This is a genomic window from Neorhizobium sp. R1-B (assembly GCF_004368875.1).
GTDB classification, from domain to species: Bacteria; Pseudomonadota; Alphaproteobacteria; order Rhizobiales; family Rhizobiaceae; genus Neorhizobium; species Neorhizobium huautlense.
In genome coordinates this window covers 365,838-385,023 of the sequence record NZ_SOEM01000002.1, presented here as the reverse complement: position 1 = coordinate 385,023, position 19,186 = coordinate 365,838, and the positions used below count along the sequence as shown (strand labels likewise).

The 19,186-nt window shown below is 58.9% G+C and carries 16 protein-coding genes; 3 read left to right on the top strand and 13 right to left on the bottom strand.

The features are described from left to right. Positions 1–649: 649 nt before the first annotated feature. Together EDE05_RS04550 and EDE05_RS04545 are read right to left on the bottom strand one after the other, a co-directional pair. A complete protein-coding gene (locus EDE05_RS04550; protein ID WP_105372059.1) occupies positions 650–2,020 on the bottom strand; it encodes a PleD family two-component system response regulator in 1,371 nt (456 codons plus the stop codon). A 16-nt stretch (positions 2,021–2,036) separates the two neighbouring features. Next, positions 2,037–2,408 carry a response regulator gene (locus EDE05_RS04545; protein ID WP_085423079.1) on the bottom strand — a complete coding sequence of 124 codons (372 nt, stop codon included), beginning with the start codon at positions 2,406–2,408 and terminating at the stop codon, positions 2,037–2,039. A 130-nt stretch (positions 2,409–2,538) separates the two neighbouring features. Here EDE05_RS04545 and EDE05_RS04540 point away from each other — a divergent pair, with 130 nt between their 5' ends. Continuing rightward, on the top strand, positions 2,539–2,847 hold the full coding sequence (locus EDE05_RS04540) for a DUF3572 domain-containing protein (protein ID WP_112802217.1): 309 nt from the start codon (positions 2,539–2,541) through the stop codon (positions 2,845–2,847). A 158-nt stretch (positions 2,848–3,005) separates the two neighbouring features. Here EDE05_RS04540 and EDE05_RS04535 read toward each other — a convergent pair whose 3' ends face one another. Then, a complete protein-coding gene (locus EDE05_RS04535; protein WP_112802215.1) occupies positions 3,006–3,587 on the bottom strand; it encodes a GNAT family N-acetyltransferase in 582 nt (193 codons plus the stop codon). Positions 3,588–3,664: 77 nt separating this feature from the next. Between EDE05_RS04535 and EDE05_RS04530 the strand changes: the two genes are divergently transcribed. Both EDE05_RS04530 and EDE05_RS04525 read left to right on the top strand, forming a co-directional pair. Continuing rightward, positions 3,665–4,957 carry a DNA polymerase IV gene (locus tag EDE05_RS04530; protein ID WP_134100401.1) on the top strand — a complete coding sequence of 431 codons (1,293 nt, stop codon included), beginning with the start codon at positions 3,665–3,667 and terminating at the stop codon, positions 4,955–4,957. Between the two features lie 109 nt (positions 4,958–5,066). Further along, positions 5,067–6,416: a L,D-transpeptidase family protein gene (locus EDE05_RS04525; protein ID WP_134100398.1), complete on the top strand. Its 1,350-nt coding sequence runs from the start codon at positions 5,067–5,069 to the stop codon at positions 6,414–6,416. Between the two features lie 4 nt (positions 6,417–6,420). On the opposite strand, the gene dnaE is transcribed toward EDE05_RS04525, so the two are convergent. The 10 genes from dnaE to EDE05_RS04475 all read right to left on the bottom strand — a co-directional run bounded on the left by dnaE (position 6,421) and on the right by EDE05_RS04475 (position 19,184). Continuing rightward, positions 6,421–9,918 carry a DNA polymerase III subunit alpha gene (dnaE, locus tag EDE05_RS04520; RefSeq protein WP_134100395.1) on the bottom strand — a complete coding sequence of 1,166 codons (3,498 nt, stop codon included), beginning with the start codon at positions 9,916–9,918 and terminating at the stop codon, positions 6,421–6,423. Positions 9,919–10,254: 336 nt separating this feature from the next. Then, the gene (locus tag EDE05_RS04515; RefSeq protein ID WP_112802207.1) at positions 10,255–10,971 is read right to left on the bottom strand and encodes a phosphatase PAP2 family protein; all 717 of its coding nucleotides are present in this window, start codon (positions 10,969–10,971) and stop codon (positions 10,255–10,257) included. 31 nt (positions 10,972–11,002) lie between these two features. Then, positions 11,003–11,821: a DUF1206 domain-containing protein gene (locus EDE05_RS04510; protein ID WP_132409703.1), complete on the bottom strand. Its 819-nt coding sequence runs from the start codon at positions 11,819–11,821 to the stop codon at positions 11,003–11,005. A gap of 126 nt (positions 11,822–11,947) precedes the next feature. After that, positions 11,948–12,631, bottom strand: coding sequence for an ABC transporter ATP-binding protein (locus EDE05_RS04505; protein WP_162712514.1), 684 nt, complete (start codon positions 12,629–12,631; stop codon positions 11,948–11,950). 11 nt (positions 12,632–12,642) lie between these two features. Further along, entirely contained in the window at positions 12,643–13,950 is a 1,308-nt protein-coding gene (locus tag EDE05_RS04500) for a lipoprotein-releasing ABC transporter permease subunit (RefSeq protein WP_112802201.1), read from the bottom strand. Positions 13,951–14,030: 80 nt separating this feature from the next. Next, the gene (proS, locus tag EDE05_RS04495) at positions 14,031–15,356 is read right to left on the bottom strand and encodes a proline--tRNA ligase (protein ID WP_134100392.1); all 1,326 of its coding nucleotides are present in this window, start codon (positions 15,354–15,356) and stop codon (positions 14,031–14,033) included. 523 nt (positions 15,357–15,879) lie between these two features. Further along, on the bottom strand, positions 15,880–16,149 hold the full coding sequence (locus EDE05_RS04490; protein WP_134100389.1) for a DUF1467 family protein: 270 nt from the start codon (positions 16,147–16,149) through the stop codon (positions 15,880–15,882). A 160-nt stretch (positions 16,150–16,309) separates the two neighbouring features. Then, a complete protein-coding gene (mce, locus tag EDE05_RS04485) occupies positions 16,310–16,714 on the bottom strand; it encodes a methylmalonyl-CoA epimerase (protein WP_134100386.1) in 405 nt (134 codons plus the stop codon). A 24-nt stretch (positions 16,715–16,738) separates the two neighbouring features. Further along, a complete protein-coding gene (locus EDE05_RS04480) occupies positions 16,739–18,406 on the bottom strand; it encodes a ribonuclease J (RefSeq protein WP_105371909.1) in 1,668 nt (555 codons plus the stop codon). Between the two features lie 7 nt (positions 18,407–18,413). Continuing rightward, positions 18,414–19,184 (bottom strand): biotin--[acetyl-CoA-carboxylase] ligase, encoded by a 771-nt coding sequence (locus EDE05_RS04475; protein ID WP_134100383.1) that lies wholly within the window; start codon positions 19,182–19,184, stop codon positions 18,414–18,416. Positions 19,185–19,186 lie beyond the last annotated feature (2 nt).

Below are 19,186 nucleotides of genomic sequence, written 5' to 3'. Positions count from 1 at the left end.
CATGGAAGCGGCGCTTTTTAAATGGGGGTCGACCAGCTTGCAATCACGGCACGAGGAACCGCTTTGGTATGCCTGCCAGTCGACCGACCCCACGACCCAGGAGATGCGGCGGACCTGAACATCATGGGGTATGACGATCCCTTTAGGGAACCCATAGTTTCGGTTGCGGCCAAAATTGCTCAAAACGAAAAGAAAATCAACAGATTCTTAACTCGATGTTCAATCCACATACCTTGTTGGTTAAAATTCACGCTGGAACATCTCCACGTCATCTGACTTTTGGAGAAACCCATCAACAATTGATGAAAATCAACCTTTTCTACTCAGGTAATTTTCAACAAACTATCGGCCGTTCCAAGAATAAGCTTTAGCGTCAGAGTGTTTTTTCTGCGCCCCGCAAAAAACGTGAAGCTGCATCAGCCCGCTAGTTTCATTCCACTTGGGAAATGGGTAGGCGATACAGCTTAAGACTTCTCGAAGCTGTTCAACCAGAAGATTTATGGTCTTCCTAGCAAGGTCTTTTTCTGTGCAAACTTTAATCCCCAAAAACCCTGCGCGAGGGGCAAATAATGAGGGATGAACAGCAGTGATTGCCGAAATCGAAAATCCATAGGCGTTCAAATAGGTATTTTAGAATTAAATGATTCTCTTATGCTGCGGCGGCGACTACTCGGTTGCGCCCGCCGTTCTTGGCTTCGTAGAGCGCCCGATCGGCCTGCTTCAAGAGTTGTTCCGGAGTTTCGGCTCCGTACGTGTTGCACGCGATTCCGAGTGACGCAGTGACGTTGAGGGCAGCGCCCGCACTCTTCAGAGAGAATGGTTGGCTTTCGATGATGCCGCGCAGGCGCTCGGCGATAGCGGTCGCGGCCACGGCATCGGTATCGGGCATCACGACCACAAATTCCTCGCCGCCGTATCGGCAGGCAAGATCGGCTCCCCTCACAGTGGAGCGTATGCGCGCAGCAAACTCTCTCAGCACCTCGTCTCCGGCATCATGCCCGTAGGTATCGTTGACGGACTTGAAGCGATCGATGTCGGTGATGCAAACGGAGAGTGGCCGGCCCCGCGCCGCGGCGCGGTTGAACAACACCTTCAGGTGGTTGTCGAGATAGCGGCGGTTATTGAGGCCGGTCAGCCCGTCGGTTACAGCAAGTTCGATCGTCTGGCGGACGCTCATCCTCAGGCGATCGTTATAGCGCTTGCGCTTGATCTGCGTCAGGACGCGGGCGATCAGCTCGTTCGGGTCAAGCGGTCGTACGATATAGTCATTGACGCCCAGATCCAGCGCCCGAACGATCAGGTCGTCGGCCCCCAGCTCCGTCACCAGCAATAGCGGGAGGAAGCGGGTACGCTCCAGCGAACGAAGCTGCGAGCAGAGACGCAAGGGATCATATTCGTCGAAATTGGCGTTGACGATGACCAGGTCGACCGGATTTTCCGCGGCTTCGAAGAGCGCCGCCTGCGGGTCGGACATTGCGATGACTTCGGCAATCGGCTTCAATGCCTTGACGATCCGCTCCTGAGAGCTTGCACGTCCATCGACCAGCAGGACCTGGGCAGGCTCCTCACGACCGTCTACCCCCTTCAATACATCTTCAAGCACGATATTGTGGGCGGTGTCGGCACGGATACGCAGCTCGTCCGTCAGGGCTTTCAATCTTACCAGGCTTTTTACGCGGGAAATGAGCTGCAGGTCATTGACCGGCTTGGTCAGGAAATCGTCGGCGCCGGCTTTTAAGCCCCGAACCCTATCGGAAGGCTGGTCGAGCGCGGTGACCATGACGACCGGAATATGGGCAGTCCGCGGATTGGCCTTCAGCCGCTCGCAGACTTCGAAACCATCGATGCCGGGCATCATGATGTCGAGCAGGATCAGATCGACATGGGTGCTTTCACAGATCGCAAGCGCCTTGTACCCGTCATCTGCCGTCAGCACATCGAAATACTCGGCGAGCAGCCGCGCTTCGAGCAGCTTCACATTTGCAGGAACATCGTCGACTACCAACAGGCGTGCGGTCATGCCATCCGATCCGATTTCACGCGTCACCCAGATAAGTCTTGATCGTCTCTATGAATTTCGGGACCGAAATCGGCTTGGAGACATAGGCTTCGCAGCCGCCCTGACGAATGCGTTCTTCGTCCCCCTTCATCGCGAAGGCAGTTACGGCGATCACGGGGATAATGTGAAGCTCATCATCCTCCTTCAGCCACTTGGTGACTTCGAGGCCCGAAACTTCCGGGAGCTGGATGTCCATGAGGATGAGGTCCGGCCGATGCTTGCGGGCGAGGTCGAGCGCCTCCATGCCATTGCGGGTCTGGATGGTATCGTATCCCGATGCTTCGATCAGGTCGCGGAAGAGCTTCATGTTCAGCTCGTTGTCCTCGACGATCATGACCCGTTTGGGCATAGCGATCCGTTCCTTAATCCCGCCTTGCAAGCGTGCCTTCTGTATATAAGCTCTGCCAACGGTCGATTCCACAGGCCTTATTTTAGGCATAGTAAGACGATTTGGTTGAAGAAAAGGTAACCTTCAGACGATGCGCCGCGAACCGACAAGAACCAACACCAGCGCGGCCAATGCGGAGGAAACGGCTGCCGCTGTGCTCGGCTGGCTGGCCAACGAGCCGGAGATGCTCGGGCGCTTCCTTGCTTTATCGGGCCTGCAGCCCAATCAAATGCGCCATGCCGTCAACGATCCGGGCTTTCTTGCGGGCATGATCGACTTCCTGATGGGGCATGAGCCCACATTGCTTGCGTTCTGCCAGGCAACGGATACCAGGCCGGAAACCGTGGCGGCGGCCTGGCAGCACTACGCCGGGACCAGCTTCGATTCCAGCGAATACTGAAATGACCAACCGCTCGCGTCCCTCCTCTCCATAAGATGCTCGACTCACCGCTGCCATCGTCCCGCTCCGAAACCCGCTGGAAGGCGCTGGGCGAGCGATCGACGGATGTCATGCGGTAAACTCGTGCGGACCTATATCCGTTCCGAGGACGCCCGACGTCAAAGCTCCAGCCGCATCAGCGGCCGGCCATCCTTGCGGCGGGCTATCACTTCGAAGCCGGCGGCGTCGAAGATCGCCGTCGAGCCGATGCACAGCGTCACCGATTTCGACTGCTTAACATGATCGATCGGACAGGCATCGACGAACCGCGCTCCCATCCGGCGCGCATAGTCGATGGCACCCGACAGCAGGCGGTGGCTCAGCCCTTTGCCCCGGAGCTTCGGCGTCAGGAAAAAACAGCTGACCGCCCAGACAGAGGGATCGGTTGCATCCGCCTCGTCCAGCGGGCGCGAGACGGTACGCGGCGAATTGAACTGCGGCACATCATGGCGCGGTCCGACCTGTACCCAGGCGACCGGCCCGCCATCCGCGTAGGCCAGAATGCCGGGCGGCGGACCAGCATTTATGCGGTTGTGGATATGATCCTTCCGCTCTTGCGGCTGCATCTTGGTGCGCACCGCATGCGGCAGGCGCAGAGCGACGCACCAACAGTGGCAGAAGGCACCCTGCGGGCCGAAGAGCATCTCGAAATCCTCCCAGCGCTCCGCTGTCACAGGCTCGAAATGAAGCTCGATATCCACGCCAAACCTCCACATCGCCCCTTGTGACTCGCGAGCTTAGGCCTTAACGTCGCGGTGTTCAACCTTTGTTCTCTGTCATGACGCCCACGCCTGATACGACATCCGGCTTCTGTCGCGACTGCCTTGCGGAGCAGAAGGCGCAAACGCGCCGGTGCCGCAGTTGCGGCAGCCCCCGCCTCCTATATCACAAGGAACTTTATGGGCTGACGCTGGCGCATATCGATTGCGATGCCTTTTATGCGACGATCGAAAAACGCGATAATCCAGACCTTGCGGACAAGCCGGTGATCATCGGCGGAGGCAAGCGAGGCGTCGTCTCGACTGCCTGCTATATCGCGCGGATCAACGGCGTTCGCTCTGCCATGCCGATGTTCAAGGCGCTGGAACTGTGCCCGGATGCGGTCGTCATCCGACCGAATATGGACAAATATGTCCAGGTGGGGCGCCAGGTGCGGCAGATGATGATGGATCTGACGCCATTGGTTCAGCCACTTTCCATCGATGAAGCCTTTCTTGAACTGGCTGGAACGCAGCGGCTGCATCACGATCCGCCGGCTCGCACGCTCGCCCGGCTCGCTACGCGGGTGCAGAGCGAACTCGGTATTACCATCTCGATCGGTCTTTCCTATTGCAAGTTTCTCGCCAAGGTCGCTTCCGATCTCGACAAGCCTCGCGGGTTTTCCGTCATCGGCCGCGAAGAAGCCCTGGAATTTCTCATGGCGCGTCCGGTGACGACCATCTGGGGGGTCGGCAAGGCCTTCAATGCCACCCTGGAGGCCGACGGCATCCGCACCATCGGCCAACTTCAGAGTATGGAGGAAAGCGACCTGATGCGTCGGTACGGGAGCATGGGGCAGCGCCTTTATCGCCTGGCGCGAGGCATAGACGACCGCGAGGTGCATCCCAACGAGGCGGCAAAGAGCGTCTCTGCCGAGACGACGTTCTTTGACGATATTTCGAGCCACGATGAACTGGTGCCGATCCTGCGCCGGCTTTCGGAAAAGGTCTCCACACGCCTTAAGAAACATGGAATCGCCGGGCAGACCGTCGTCCTGAAGATGAAGACTGCCGACTTCAAGGGCAGGACGCGCAATCGGCGGCTCGAGGATCCGACGCAGCTTGCGGATCGGATCTTCCGCACAGGCCTCTCCTTGATGGAAAGAGAAACCGACGGTACCAAGTTTCGATTGATCGGAATCGGGGTCACCGACCTCACCGATCCGGCCCTTGCCGATCCGCCGGACCTCGTCGACCAACAATCCGGCCGCCGCGCCGCAGCGGAGGCGGCGATGGACAAGCTGCGCGACAAGTTCGGCAAGGCGGCAGTGGAGACCGGTTACACCTTCGCAGACCGCCGTCGGGATCAATGAAATGTGATCCGTTTTCAACCACCACATTCGAACTTTTCGACCCGCGGAAAATCTTCGTTAAACCTCGTTAGCTAATATGCCGCCTGTGTATTGCGTATAGGGTCGAGACATGCTGCGTCGTATTGCGTTCGGAATTGGGCTCTTGTCTGCGACCATGCTGTCGCATCCGGCTTTGGCGGAAGGCGCCCGCACACTTCAGATCATCGTTTCCAAGGACAAGCAGCAGCTGGTCGTCTATGACGGAGCCAACGTCGTGACCACCTCCAAGGTGTCGACCGGCAAGGCCGGACATACGACACCGAGCGGGATCTTCTCGATCCTCGAAAAGCGCAAGTATCACGAGTCGAATCTCTATTCGAATGCGCCGATGCCGTGGATGCAGCGGCTGACATGGTCGGGCATTGCGCTTCACGAATCCAACAGCGTGCCCAATTATCCGGCGTCGCACGGCTGCGTCCGTATGCCGGGCGCATTTGCGAAGTCCCTCTTTCAGATGACCGAGCAGGGCGCGCATGTGATCATCACCGACGCGCCGGTCGAGCCCGAGCGGATAGACCATGCCGGTCTGTTCCGCCCCCGCAAACCGCTTCCGACCGGTCCCTTGATGTCCGACGTGGAGCTGCGCGCCTCTGCGATCCGCGCGGGCGATAGGCCCGTCGAAGTGGCCATGAACATCGTGCCGGGCAATCCTGCCGCCCCCCATCCAGCCCCTGCCCCTGCAATCGCCGCCACAGACCCTGACGCCGCCCCGCTCCGGATCCTGATCACCCGTCGAGGTGAACGGGAGACGCTGATGGATGCCCAGCTGCTGCTTCAGGATCTGGGTTTCGCGACAGGCGGATCGGACGGATATTCAGGGCCGCTTACCCGACAAGCCATTGCGGGCTTCAAGCGCTGGAAGGGGCTTTCCCAAAAGGGGCCGTTGCTGACACCTGACTTTCTGACCGCCCTTTACGAAGCGGCCGGCAAACCCCAGCCGCCGGCGGGTCAGATCATGGTGCGCCGGAATTTCGAGCCGCTGTTCGAAGCACCTGTCGGCATCAAGAATCCCGAAATCGCGCTCGGCACCCATTTCTTCACGGTGGACAAGGTGGAGCGTAACGCAGAAACGGCCGAATGGACCGCTCTGACGCTGCCGAATCAACTCGGCGAGGCGACCGAGCAGCGGCTCGGCATCACTGTCACCGTAGATCGCTCCGCACCGGCAACCGCTGCCAGCGCGCTCGATCGGATCGAGATCCCTGCCGATATTCGCGACCGGATCGAGACGCTTATGACCGACGGCACATCGGTAACGATAAACGACCAGGGTATCGGGCCGGAGACCGGCAAGGGGACGGATTTCGTCACTGTCACCCATCCGCAGCGCCAAGCAGCGGCCCAGGCATCCGTTACGAAGGTCCGCCCGGTGCGTCAGACATCCGCTGCCTTGAAGCCCCGCGGGATCGGGCTGTATTGAAAGCCTAAACCAATTCCACGTCGAGAACGCCCGGCGCTGTTCTGAGCGCTGCGGCTATCTCGGGGGAAATGCGGTATTTCTCCGTCAACTCCACCTCGATCTCCCGCTTGCCATCATCCTTGATGACGACGAAGGAGACGAGGCCGTCGCCCCTTGCGTTGAGGTGCCGCGCAACCGCCTTCAACGGACCGGAATCCCGGACATAGACACGCAGCGCCTTCTGCATCTGCACCGACTTCTCTTCAAGAGACTGGGCCGTCTGAATCCGCAACCCGATGCCTTCCGGCCGTTCTTCCGCCTGCACGGTAATCACCAGGGATTTGCCCGGCTCGAGGAGATCTCGATACTGCGCCAATCCTTCCGAAAACAGCACGGCTTCGAACTGGCCTGACGAATCTGAAAAAGCGACAATGCCCATCTTGTTGCCGGTGCGCGTCTTACGCTCCTGCTTGCTCGTTACCGTGCCGGCCAGGCGGCCGGCCGTAGCACCCTGCTTCACGGCAGCGGAAAATTCCGCAAAGGTCTGGACACGCATCTTGGCGAGCACGGCGGCGTAAGAATCAAGAGGGTGAGCCGACAGATAGAAGCCCAGGACCTGATACTCGCGCATCAGCTTTTCCGATGGCGTCCAGGGATTGAACTGCGGCAGGATGAGCTTCTCCGGGCCGGCGCTCGCCGACGATCCGAAGAAATCAGACTGGCCGCTAACCTTCTCCTCCTGCGCGCGCTGTGCATAACCGATGATGCGATCAAGACCGCCGAGGAGTTCGGCACGGTCTATTCCAAAGCAGTCAAACGCACCGGCGGAGATGAGGCTCTCCATCACGCGACGGTTGATCTGTTTCGGGTCGATACGAAGGCAGAAGTCCTCGATGCTCTTGAACGACCGATCGCCGCGCACGGCGGTAATATGATCAACGGCCGCTTCGCCCACACCCTTGAGAGCCGCGAGTGCGTAGTAGATCTTGTTTTCACCCGTTTCGAAATGCCGAAAGGAGGTCTGGACGGACGGCGGAACGACGTTAATCCCGAGACGACCGGCATCCTGGCGGAAGTCGTTCAGCTTCTCGCTGTTTGCCATATCGTAGGTCATCGATGCGGCAAGGAACTCGACGGGGAAATGCGCCTTCATATAGGCGGTCTGGTAAGAGACAATCGCGTAAGCGGCGGCGTGCGACTTGTTGAAGCCGTAATTGGCGAACTTGGCCAGAAGATCGAAGATATTGTCGGCCTGCGGCTTCGAAACGCCGTTCTTCACCGCACCGTCGACGAAACGGGCACGCTGCTTGTCCATTTCCTCCTTGATCTTCTTACCCATGGCGCGGCGCAGAAGATCGGCCTCGCCGAGCGAATAGCCTGACAGGACCTGGGCGATCTGCATGACCTGCTCTTGGTAGACGATGACACCCTGCGTCTCCTTGAGCAGATAATCGATCATCGGATGAATCGATTCGATCTCCTCCTCGCCATGCTTGCGGGCGTTATAGGTCGGGATATTCTCCATCGGTCCCGGACGGTAGAGCGCCACAAGCGCGATGATATCCTCAATGCAGTCCGGCCGCATGCCGATCAGCGCCTTGCGCATGCCGGCACTTTCCACCTGGAACACGCCGACCGTCTCGCCGCGCGACAGCATCTCGTAGGTCTTCTGATCGTCGAGCGGGATCTTTTCCAGCTCGACTTCGATGCCGCGTTTCCTGCAGAAATCCACCGCCGTTTTCAGCACTGTCAGGGTCTTCAGGCCGAGGAAGTCGAACTTTACGAGACCCGCCTGCTCCACCCACTTCATGTTGAATTGGGTCACCGGCATATCCGAGCGCGGGTCTCGATACATAGGCACGAGCTTGGACAACGGCCGGTCGCCGATAACGATGCCGGCAGCATGCGTCGAAGCGTGACGGTAAAGACCCTCGATCTTCTGCGCGATGTCCAGCAGTCGCGCGACGACAGGTTCCTTCTCGGCCTCCTCCCGAAGCTTCGGCTCCTCCTCGATCGCCTTGGAAAGCGGCGTCGGGTTGGCTGGGTTGTTCGGCACCAGCTTGCAGATCTTGTCGACCTGCCCATAGGGCATTTCCAGCACGCGACCGACGTCGCGAAGCGCGGCACGCGCCTGCAGCGAACCGAAGGTGATGATCTGCGCCACCTGCTCGCGACCGTATTTCTGCTGTACGTAGCGGATCACCTCTTCTCGGCGGTCCTGGCAGAAATCGATGTCGAAGTCCGGCATCGAGACGCGGTCGGGATTGAGGAAGCGTTCGAACAGAAGCGAGAAGCGCAGCGGATCGACGTCGGTAATGGTCAGCGCATAGGCGACAAGCGAGCCCGCACCTGAACCGCGGCCAGGCCCGACCGGGATGCCCTGCTGTTTCGCCCATTTGATGAAGTCGGCAACGATCAGGAAGTAGCCTGGAAACTTCATCTTCTCGATGACGCTGAGTTCGAAATCCAGTCGCTCCCGATAATCCTGTTCGGTAAAACCGCGAGTCATGCCCAGCGTGGCTATACGCTCTTCCAGACCTTCGATCGATTGACGACGAAGTTCGTCCGCCTCGGCACGTTCGGCTTCTGCCGGATCGTCGGTGGCGCCAGTAAAGCGCGGCAGGATTGGGTTGCGTGTCTTCAGAACGAACGAACAACGCCTGGCGATTTCGACGGTGTTTTCCAGCGCCTCCGGCAGGTCGGCAAACAGCGCGGACATTTCGGCACGGCTTTTCAAATAGTGGTCCGGTGTCAGGCGGAAACGGCTGTCGTCGGAAACGATGGCATTGTGAGCAACCGCCATCAGCGCGTCATGGGCGTCGTAGTCGGCTTTGGACGGAAAGAAGGCTTCGTTCGTGGCGACCAGCGGCAGGTCATGGTCGTAGGCAAGCGTCACGACCTTGTGCTCGTGGCGCCGGTCGTAGGCGCCGTGGCGCTGCAGTTCGACATATAGCCGGTCACCGAATATCTCCTTGAGCTTGAGCAGTCTTGCTTCGGCAAGCGTTGCGTTGCCTTCTTTCAGGACTACGTCCACCGGGCCGGTGCCGGCGCCGGTCAGGGCGATCAGGCCCTCGGTGCCGCCTTCCTCCAACCAGGAGCGGCAGATATGGGTGGAGTGATGCCCCTCACCGCTGAGATAGGCGCGGCTGATGAGGTCAACGAGACGTTCGTAACCGACGGCATTTGCCGCCAGCACGACGATCGTCGGTAGCTTGGCGAGTTGCTGGTGGCTGTTTCGCCGTTCATCCGAATGATCTTCCATATCGATCGACAGTTGGCAGCCGATGATCGGCTGTAACCCGTCGCCGACTGCCTTCTGGGCAAATTCCAGTGCAACGAAGAGATTGTTCGTGTCGGTGATGGCGATCGCGGGCTGATTGTCCGCTATCGCCTTGGAGAGTATCTTCTTAAGAGGCAGCGCTCCTTCCAGGAGCGAATAGGCAGAATGAACCCGAAGGTGCACAAATTGCGGGGAATCCCCTTGCCCTTCGGCACCCGATCCCATCTGCGTCAAATCTGCCATGTCCGCGCCATACCCATTTCCTGAATCGGGTCATTTTCCAGTGCGGCGTCCAGAGAGTCCAGATCGGATTTCCTTGCTCAACGTCTTTCGGAGACAGGCCGGGATGTCACATTGCCATGACGATCATGGAAAGGCTGGCCACGAAGGTGGCGATGGAAGCAAATGCGGCAATGTCACGAAGAAGGTCAGTCATCGTCGTCTCCCTTGTTCCTTTATGTTTTCAATTTGTTCTCATTTTGTTTGAGAGTCAACAGAGGAACAAAACGGGAATTGCGGATTTTGAATTATAGTTAAGAGGCGGGCATATGCGCCCTTTTCGCACGCTTGCGCGGCCAATCAGGCGTTTGCGGACGGCTTTGCAGAAATGAAGCGGCGCGCGATCATCCAGCAACCGACAGCCCAGGTGGCACCGCCGCACCAGCCGCCCAGCACATCCGTGGGGTAGTGGACGCCCAGATAAATCCGGCTGAAGCCGATTAGAAGCGTAAGAAATATAGCGGCGGCGATCAGGAAGATGCGGGTGGACCGATACTGCTGCGCTCGCGACAGGAGTGCTCCGAGCGTCAGATAGGTAACGGCGGAAAGCATGGCGTGACCGCTCGGAAAACTGAGGTCATGAACTTCGATCAGATGAGGCACGATATCCGGCCTCGGTCTCGCGACGCCAAGCTTCAAGGCGTTGCTGACCAGCCATCCGCCGAGGATCGACAGGAACATGAAGATCGCGATCGCCCTTTGCCTGGCGAGCAGAAGGTAAGTGGTCCCCATGATAGTCATCAGCGACAGCACCGTGGTGCCGCCGAGCGCGGTGATGTCATCGAAGGCATGGCTGAGCCAATAGGGACCCACCGGTATCGACAGGTCGGCTGTCGTCCTCAGGGCAAGCAGAATACGCTCGTCAAACGCACGCGTATCGCCTTCAACGACCTCGCTTGTCAGGTTGAAGAAGATAAACAGACCGCCCGCCAGAAATGCGAACATCATCAAACCGATCGGCTCGAAGGTCATGAACCTTTCGACGATCCTCTGTCTCATCCGAGAATGGAAGACCATGTTCTCCTTCCTGTTGTACTTTGTGCTGGTCTCAGACCGGGAGCGCATGACGCGCGTCGGAAAGCGTTGGCGGTGCGATGTTCCTGAAGCGGGCCTCGATCAGGCCATAGGCGCCGAAGGCGAAAAGACCAAGAGCCCCCAAGGCATACAAAATGGAACCGAATGGCAGCTGGCGTATCCAGGCGAGCGCGTCTGCCAGGCTTCCCGCTTGCGACGGGTCAACCGCGAATGCTGCATAGAGGAAAAATCCGCCGAGGATCAGAAAAACTGCACCCCGCGCCACGAGCCCATACATGCAGATACCGTTCAGGAGCGACCTCCGCTCCCAATCCGCGCCGAAATATTTCAAATAACTCTTTCTCATTCCCTTGACGATCTGTGCCACTCCGGCCGCGATGATGGCAATGCCCACCATCCCCACCAGATAGGGACCGAAGGGCTGCTGTATCAACCATGCAGCCCAGCTTTTTTCGTCGCCCGACTGGCTGCCGCCAAGCCCCACCTGCATTGCCTGCCCCAGGGCATAAAACGCCAGACTGGTATAGGTGGCTGCACTGACGAAAAGAGCGGCTCTTACCGCATAACCTTTGGCATCGGAGGCGTGCCGGTCGGTGTTGAAGACCGCCTGCACCACCCGCCACAGGACGAAACCAATCAGCCCGATGCCGATCAGCGCCAGCCAGATCGCACCGAGCGGTTGCTCCAGTACGAGCTGCAGAGCAGACTTGCTGTCAGGCTCCCCGCCGCCAAAGCTCGTCAACAGCGCCATGCCACCAATGAGAACATAAACGATACCGCGAGCAGCATAACCAAAGCGTGCCAGCCGTTCGAACTTCGCTTCCTTCAGCATCCGGCTCCTCCATGAGGCAGATGCAACGCATGTCTGCGATCCCTGTTCCACCCGGCCGTTAGGAAGTGGTGAGGTCAACGGTCCGGCGAGGGTCGGCAAAAGACCTCCGTATTGACCGGAGGTTCGTCACATTTCCACGACTTTGCCGCCTTGGATCGTCACGCGGCGGTCCATACGTTGAGCAAGATCATGATTGTGAGTGGCGATCAGGGCAGCCAGACCTGATTGGCGCACCAGTGCTTCAAGCGCCTCGAAAACGTATGATGCCGTCTTCGGATCGAGATTGCCCGTCGGCTCGTCTGCCAACAGCACGCGCGGCGCGTTCGCCACGGCTCGTGCGATTGCCACGCGTTGCTGCTCGCCGCCGGAAAGCTCCGCCGGACGGTGGTCGGCCCGGTGGCCTATGCGCATGTAGTCGAGGAGCTGGCTTGCTCGCTCCTTGGCCTCGGTCTTGGCAAGACCCGCAATGAGCTGCGGCATCATGATGTTTTCCAAAGCCGAGAATTCAGGCAGGAGATGATGGAACTGGTAGACGAAGCCGATCTGGTTGCGCCGGATGGCTGTGCGTTCGTCGTCGCTCAGATCGTTGCAGGGCTGGCCGGCGATGAAGACTTCGCCACCGTCTGGATGTTCCAGCAGACCGGCAAGATGCAGCAAGGTCGATTTACCGGTGCCGGACGGTGCAACCAGGGCAACGGTCTCTCCGCTTCTAAGCTCGAAGTCAGCCCCCTTGAGGATCGAAAGCGTGGTCTCGCCCTGGCCGTAAATACGTTCGACGCCAGAGAGTTGCAGGACGGGTTTACGTGCCAAGGATGCGGGTCCTATTCGTACCGAAGGGCCTGGACTGGATCGAGCTTCGAGGCCCGCCATGCAGGGAAGATCGTCGCGATGAAGGAGAGCGCCAACGCCATGATCACGACCGACAGGGTTTCGCTAAAGCTCATCTCGGCCGGCAGCTGGCTCAAGAAATAAAGCTCCGGATCGAAGAGCACGGTGCCTGACAACCACGAGAAGAACTGCCGGATCGACTCGACGTTGAGACAGACGACGACGCCGAGCACCACGCCTGCGATCGTACCGACGATGCCGATCGCAGCCCCGGTCATGAAGAAGATCCGCATGATTGCGCCGGCCCCCGCGCCCATGGTGCGCAGGATCGCGATATCGCTGCCCTTGTCCTTCACGAGCATGATGAGACCGGAGATGATGTTGAGCGCTGCCACCAGCACGATCAGAGTCAGGATCATGAACATCACGTTCCGCTCTACCTGTAGCGCGGAGAAGAAGGTCTGATTGCGCTGGCGCCAGTCGGTGATGAATATTTGTCGTCCGGCGGCTGCTTCCACCAGCGGGCGCAATGCATCGACATTATCCGGATTGTCGACGAAGAGCTCGATCGATTGCACGATGCCATCGGCGTTGAAATAGAGCTGCGACTCCTCAAGCGGCATATAGATGATCGTCGCATCGTATTCCGACATGCCAATCTCGAAGATGCCGGATACGGGATAGGATTTCACGCGCGGATTGACGCCCATGGGAGTAACGTCTCCCTCGGGCGAAATAAGTGTGATCTGATCGCCTGCACTCAGGCCGAGCTGCGCCGCGAGCCTTGAACCAACAAGCACGCCCTGCCCCGAGGCAAAACCCACCATGTCGCCGGATTTTACGTTTCCGGCGACCTCGGCCAGCTTTTCAAGATCTTCCGGACGGACGCCGCGAACCAGGGCTCCAGACCCCGCACCGCCGCGACCCGAAGCCAGTGTCTGCCCCTCCACCAGGGGCAGAGCCATCTTCACCCCAGGGACGGCCGCGAATTTCCGCGTCAGCTCGGCGTAATCGTTAAAAGGACCGTCGATCGGCTGGACGATCATATGGCCGTTGATGCCAAGGATCCGGGAAATGAGCTCGGTGCGGAAACCGTTCATTACCGCCATGACGATAATGAGCGTTGCAACACCGAGCATGATGCCGACGAAGGAGAAACCAGCAATGACGGATATAAACGCCTCGCGTCGCCGAGAGCGGAGGTAACGCCAGGCGACCATGCGCTCGAAGGCCGAAAAAGGGCCTGCCGAAGGGGAGCGCCCCGCCTTTTCCGCTTCACCATTCGTCGCGACGCTCGCCATGCCGTCTCCTCAACCAGCCCAGTCTCTGTCTTTGACAGTTCCAGACAGATGATCTGGAACTGCTCCGGCAAATCGCCGTATCAGGCCCCGGCGAGCTTGTTCATGGCCGCTTCGAGGGTAAGCACTTCGCGCTCGCCCGTCTTGCGGTTCTTAAGCTCCACCTCGCCGTTGCCGGCGGAGCGCGGACCGACAATCACCTGGAACGGCACGCCGATCAAATCGGCCGTGGCGAACTTGGTCCCGGCGCGCTCGTCGGTATCGTCATGAAGTACGTCCTTGCCAATCGTCGTCAGCCCGCTGTGAACGGTTTCGGAGAGACGATCGCAGGCGTCGTCGCCCGGCTTCATGTTGATCACCACGACGTCAAAGGGCGCCACCGATGCCGGCCAGATGATTCCATTCTCATCATGCGATGCTTCTATGATGGCGGGAACAAGGCGGGTCGGTCCGATACCATAGGAACCCATGTGAACAAGGTGTTCCTTGCCGTCCGGACCTTGCACCTTGGCGCCCATGGGCTCTGAATATTTGGTGCCGAAATAGAAGATATGGCCGACTTCGATACCCCGGGCTGAAAGCCGGTCGCCTTCGGGGATGGCATTGAACGCTGCCTCATCATGCATCTCGGAGGTCGCCGCATAAACCGACGTCCACTTGTCGAAGATCGCCTGCAGGCCTGCGACATCGTCAAAATCGGTTTCCGCACCGGGAATTTCGAAATTTACGAAATCCTTGTGGGAAAATACTTCCGACTCGCCGGTCTCGGCCAGGATGATGAATTCATGAGAAAGGTTGCCGCCGATCGGGCCGGTATCGGCGCGCATCGGAATGGCGCGCAACCCCAACCGCGAGAACGTGCGCAGGTAGGCGGCAAACATCTTGCGATAGGAATGTTCGGCAGCTTCCTTCGTCAGATCAAACGAATAGGCATCCTTCATCAGGAACTCGCGGGACCGCATGGTGCCAAACCGCGGACGGATCTCGTCACGGAACTTCAACTGGATGTGGTAGAGGTTGAGCGGCAGGTTCTTGTAAGATTTGACATAGGACCGAAAGATGTCCGTGACCATTTCCTCGTTGGTAGGACCATAAAGCATCGGCCGATCCTGGCGGTCCTTGATGCGCAGCATTTCCTTGCCGTAGGCGTCGTAACGACCGCTTTCCTGCCAGAGTTCGGCTGACTGCAGCGTCGGCATCAAAAGCTCGATCGCACCGGAGCGGTTCTGCTCCTCGCGAATGATGGCGTTGACCTTGTCCAGAACCCTCTTGCCGAGCGGCAGCCACGAATAGATGCCCTGGCTCTGCTGGCGGATCATGCCCGCGCGCAGCATCAGCCGGTGGGAGACGATTTCCGCTTCCTTGGGATTTTCCTTCAGAATGGGCATAAAATAGCGGGAAAGGCGCATCGAGATTTCCGAGGTTGCCGGGCCGATTTCTCGGTCGAGGAATCAGGCCATTTTGTAAGGATATCGCGCGGCTACATAGCGGTTTCAGAGAAGGATGGGAACCCGCTCCCGCAGGAATCGCGAGAAAGCCGACGATTCGAGACCGCGCTTGAAGATCGCGAAAAAGTGGGGATTTCATGGCAAGTCCGCGACATTTGTGTCAACGAAAAAATTTTATCGAAGTGTGTCAAAAATACAAAAAAATCGAGTGACAAAGCCCAACCGTTGAGCTAGGTTCAGCTCACAAAAGAGGCAAGGAGTTCAAATTCTTGCCATTTCGCGGTCAAGTCTTGGGAGGATCAGATCTTAGGCGCGCTTGTTCGCTGCCCCGGTAACGGTTAAGGATCACGCGAAACTAGAAACAAGGCTTAACCGCCTTGTTTTTTTTTGCCTTTAAATCCCAAAGCGCCTCTGCGGCGTGATTGACGCGCCCGCTATGCATAGGAAACGTAACAGGAATATGACATGCTTCGTGCGGTAGTTTCTATTCGAAGCTTGGCACGATGTTCGGAATATTGGTGATCCCGAAACCGAACCAGGTCGAAGCCAGATAATAGGTAGCGTAAAGCAAAGCGGAGATCAGAGTTGTGAGTATCACGACCCGGCCGCCGCGGAATTTGGTAGGAGCACTCTCGACCGTTCCGACAGTCACTTCGCCGTCTTCCTGCTGACTGCGGTAGCCAAGCGGCAGGACCATGAAGAGGACAGTCCACCAAAGAATAAAATAGATGGCCGCGACCGTCAGCAGGGACATGATCTCTTTCCCGAATTTAAGAAACAGGCGGCGTTATAGGACGAAAGCGTGTGAAGCTCAAACGACGGCGGCGGACGGGATGTCGCAGCTTGCGAAAGTGAATCCGGGTCGGCGCTTAACTCGCGGAAGGAACTGTGATTTCCGGATTCTTGGTACTAGTTCAGACCTCTTCGAGTTCGATGAGGGTGCCGTTAAAATCCTTGGGATGAAGGAAGATGACCGGCTTTCCGTGTGCACCAGTTCTCGGATTGCCGTCACCAAGCACACGCGCGCCCCCTGCCTTCAGCCGGTCGCGCGCAGCCAGGATATCGTCCACTTCGTAACAGATGTGGTGCATGCCACCCGCCGGGCTCTTCTCCAAAAAAGCGGCAATGGGTGAGTCCGCGCCAAGGGGCTCGAGAAGCTCGACCTTGGTATTTTCGAGCTCCACGAAGACCACCGTGACGCCGTGTTCCGGAAGAGCCTGGGCCTGGGATACGCGCGCCCCCAAAGTGTCGCGATAGGTCGCGGTGGCGGCAGATAGGTCCGGCACCGCGATGGCTATGTGATTGACGCGTCCCAGCATGATCTCTTCCTTCCGGCCTGACCTTTAAAGCCGCGTGACGAATACCGTGACGACCGGCTTCTTGCCCCATGTTTCGTTGGCGGCGGCGCGCACTGCCCGGCGGACCGCCTCGCGCAGCATGTCGAGATCCTTGCGGCGGGCGCGAGGAATGCTTTCTACGGCTCCAAGCACGGCATCGTAGAGTGCATCCTCCATGTCCTCGCCTTCGTCATCAAATTCCGGCAGGCCGAACGATACCAGATCGGGATCCGTCAGGAACTCATAGCGGTTGTCGAGAAGCACATTCACTGCCACATGACCGACATAGGAGAGCTTGCGCCGATCGCCGATGCCCATTTCATCGAAATCGCCGATGAGCTTGCCGTCCTTGAATATCCGGCCGTGCGGCGCCTCGTCGACGACTTCAACCGGTCCCGGCGCAAGCCGAAGTATATCGCCGTTGCGCACCCGCGGCACGGTCTTGATACCGGCCGATGCAGCAAGTTCGGCCTGCGCCGTCAGGTGCGCAGCCTCGCCATGCACGGGCACCAGAATCTGCGGCCGCGTCCACTCGTACATCTTGAGGAGTTCATTGCGCCTCGGATGGCCCGAAACATGCACCAGCGCATCTGAATCCGTGACGATCTTGATGCCCTGCTCGATGAGGCCATTCTTGATTTCGATAATGGCCTTTTCGTTGCCCGGAATGGTACGCGATGAGAAGACCACCGTATCTCCGGCCGACAGCGCAACGTTGCGCATCTCGTCGCGCGAGATCTTGGCAAGCGCTGCGCGCGGCTCGCCCTGGCTGCCCGTGAGGATAACGACGATCTTGTCGCGCGGAATATAGCCATATTCGTCTTCGGCTATGAACGGCTTCAAGCCTTCCATAATGCCGATGTCGCGGGCGACATCGACGACGCGCTTCAAGGAGCTGCCGAGCAGCAGCACCTCCCGGCCTGCTGCCTCCGCGGCCTGCGCGATCGAGCGGATGCGGCCGACATTCGATGAAAAGGTTGTAATCGCAACGCGGCCTTCGGCTTCTTCGATCACCTTGCGCAGTCCCTCGGAGACCTCCTCTTCGGAAGGCGACACGCCTTCGCGCATCGCATTGGTGGAGTCGCACATGAGGGCCAGCACGCCCTCGTCTCCCAGCTGACGGAACCGATGTTCGTCGGTCAGCGGCCCGAGTGTGGGCGCCGCATCGATCTTCCAGTCGCCGGTATGGACGACATTGCCGAGCGGCGTGCGGATGACGAGCGACATCGGCTCGGGGATCGAATGATTGACCCCCACCGCCTCGATTTCAAAGGGGCCGATATTGATCCGGTCACCCGCCTTGAAGATCGTGACGGGAATATCGGCGCGGGAGCCTTCGTAGTTTCGCTTCGCTTCCAGCATGCCCGCCGTAAACGGCGAGGCATAGACCGGTACGTTGAGACCCGGCCACAGGTCGTTCATCGCACCGTAATGATCCTCGTGGGCATGTGTGATGATCATGGCCTTGAGGTTGTTGCGCTGACTTGCGAGATAGCGGATGTCCGGGAGAACCAGATCGACACCCGGCAGGTCAGGCCCCGGAAAGGTAACCCCGCAATCGACCATGATCCACTGGCGCTTCTCCGGCGAACCATAGCCGTAGAGGGCGAGGTTCATGCCGATCTCGCCCACGCCGCCGAGCGGCAGAAACACCAGTTCTTCCTGTTTTGCCATTTCTCTCTTATTCCGTTCTGTCGAAAAATACATCACCGGCGGCAATCGGCAAAATCTCGCCGTGCCCGGTGTCCAGCATCAGAAACCCCTTGTCATCGATACCTGCGAATGTTCCGACAAGCGAGCGGTCGGACAGGTTTACGGTGATTTTTTCGCCGATGCCACAGGCGACGGCACGCCAGCGCCTGCTGATCTCTGTCATGCCACGCCCCTCGTCCCAAACTTTCAGAACATCGGCCATCTCCCTGAAGAGATGAGCAAAAACCTCTTCCGGAGACGCGCCAAAGCCATGATCGGCGAGCCGGGTGACACCATAGGGCACATCCTGCGGCATGTGGCGGATATTGATGCCGATACCGATGACGAGTGCACGGCGGCCGTCCGGCAGCCCCTCGCCTTCCAGTAGAATGCCGCAGGTCTTCCTGCGTCCGATCAAGATATCATTCGGCCATTTAACTTCGACCGGATCGCCACCCGGCGGCAGCACGGCTCGGATCGCCGCATGCACGGCAACAGCGACGGCCAGGGGCAGCGAGGCCAAACGTTCAGGCGGAGCCGGGTCGATCAACAGCAAGGAGGCGTAGAGGTTGCCGGGCTCCGACGTCCAGGCGCGCCCTCGCCTTCCGCGTCCGGCAAGCTGGCGGCTGGCGGTGATCCACGACAAACCGAAATCGCCCGCGCGAGCGCGGGCGAGACATTCGCTATTTGTCGAACCAACTTCGCTCAGAGCTTCGTGGCGAAACTCATCAAGCGAAAAGCGGCTGCCCCGACTTGGCATCC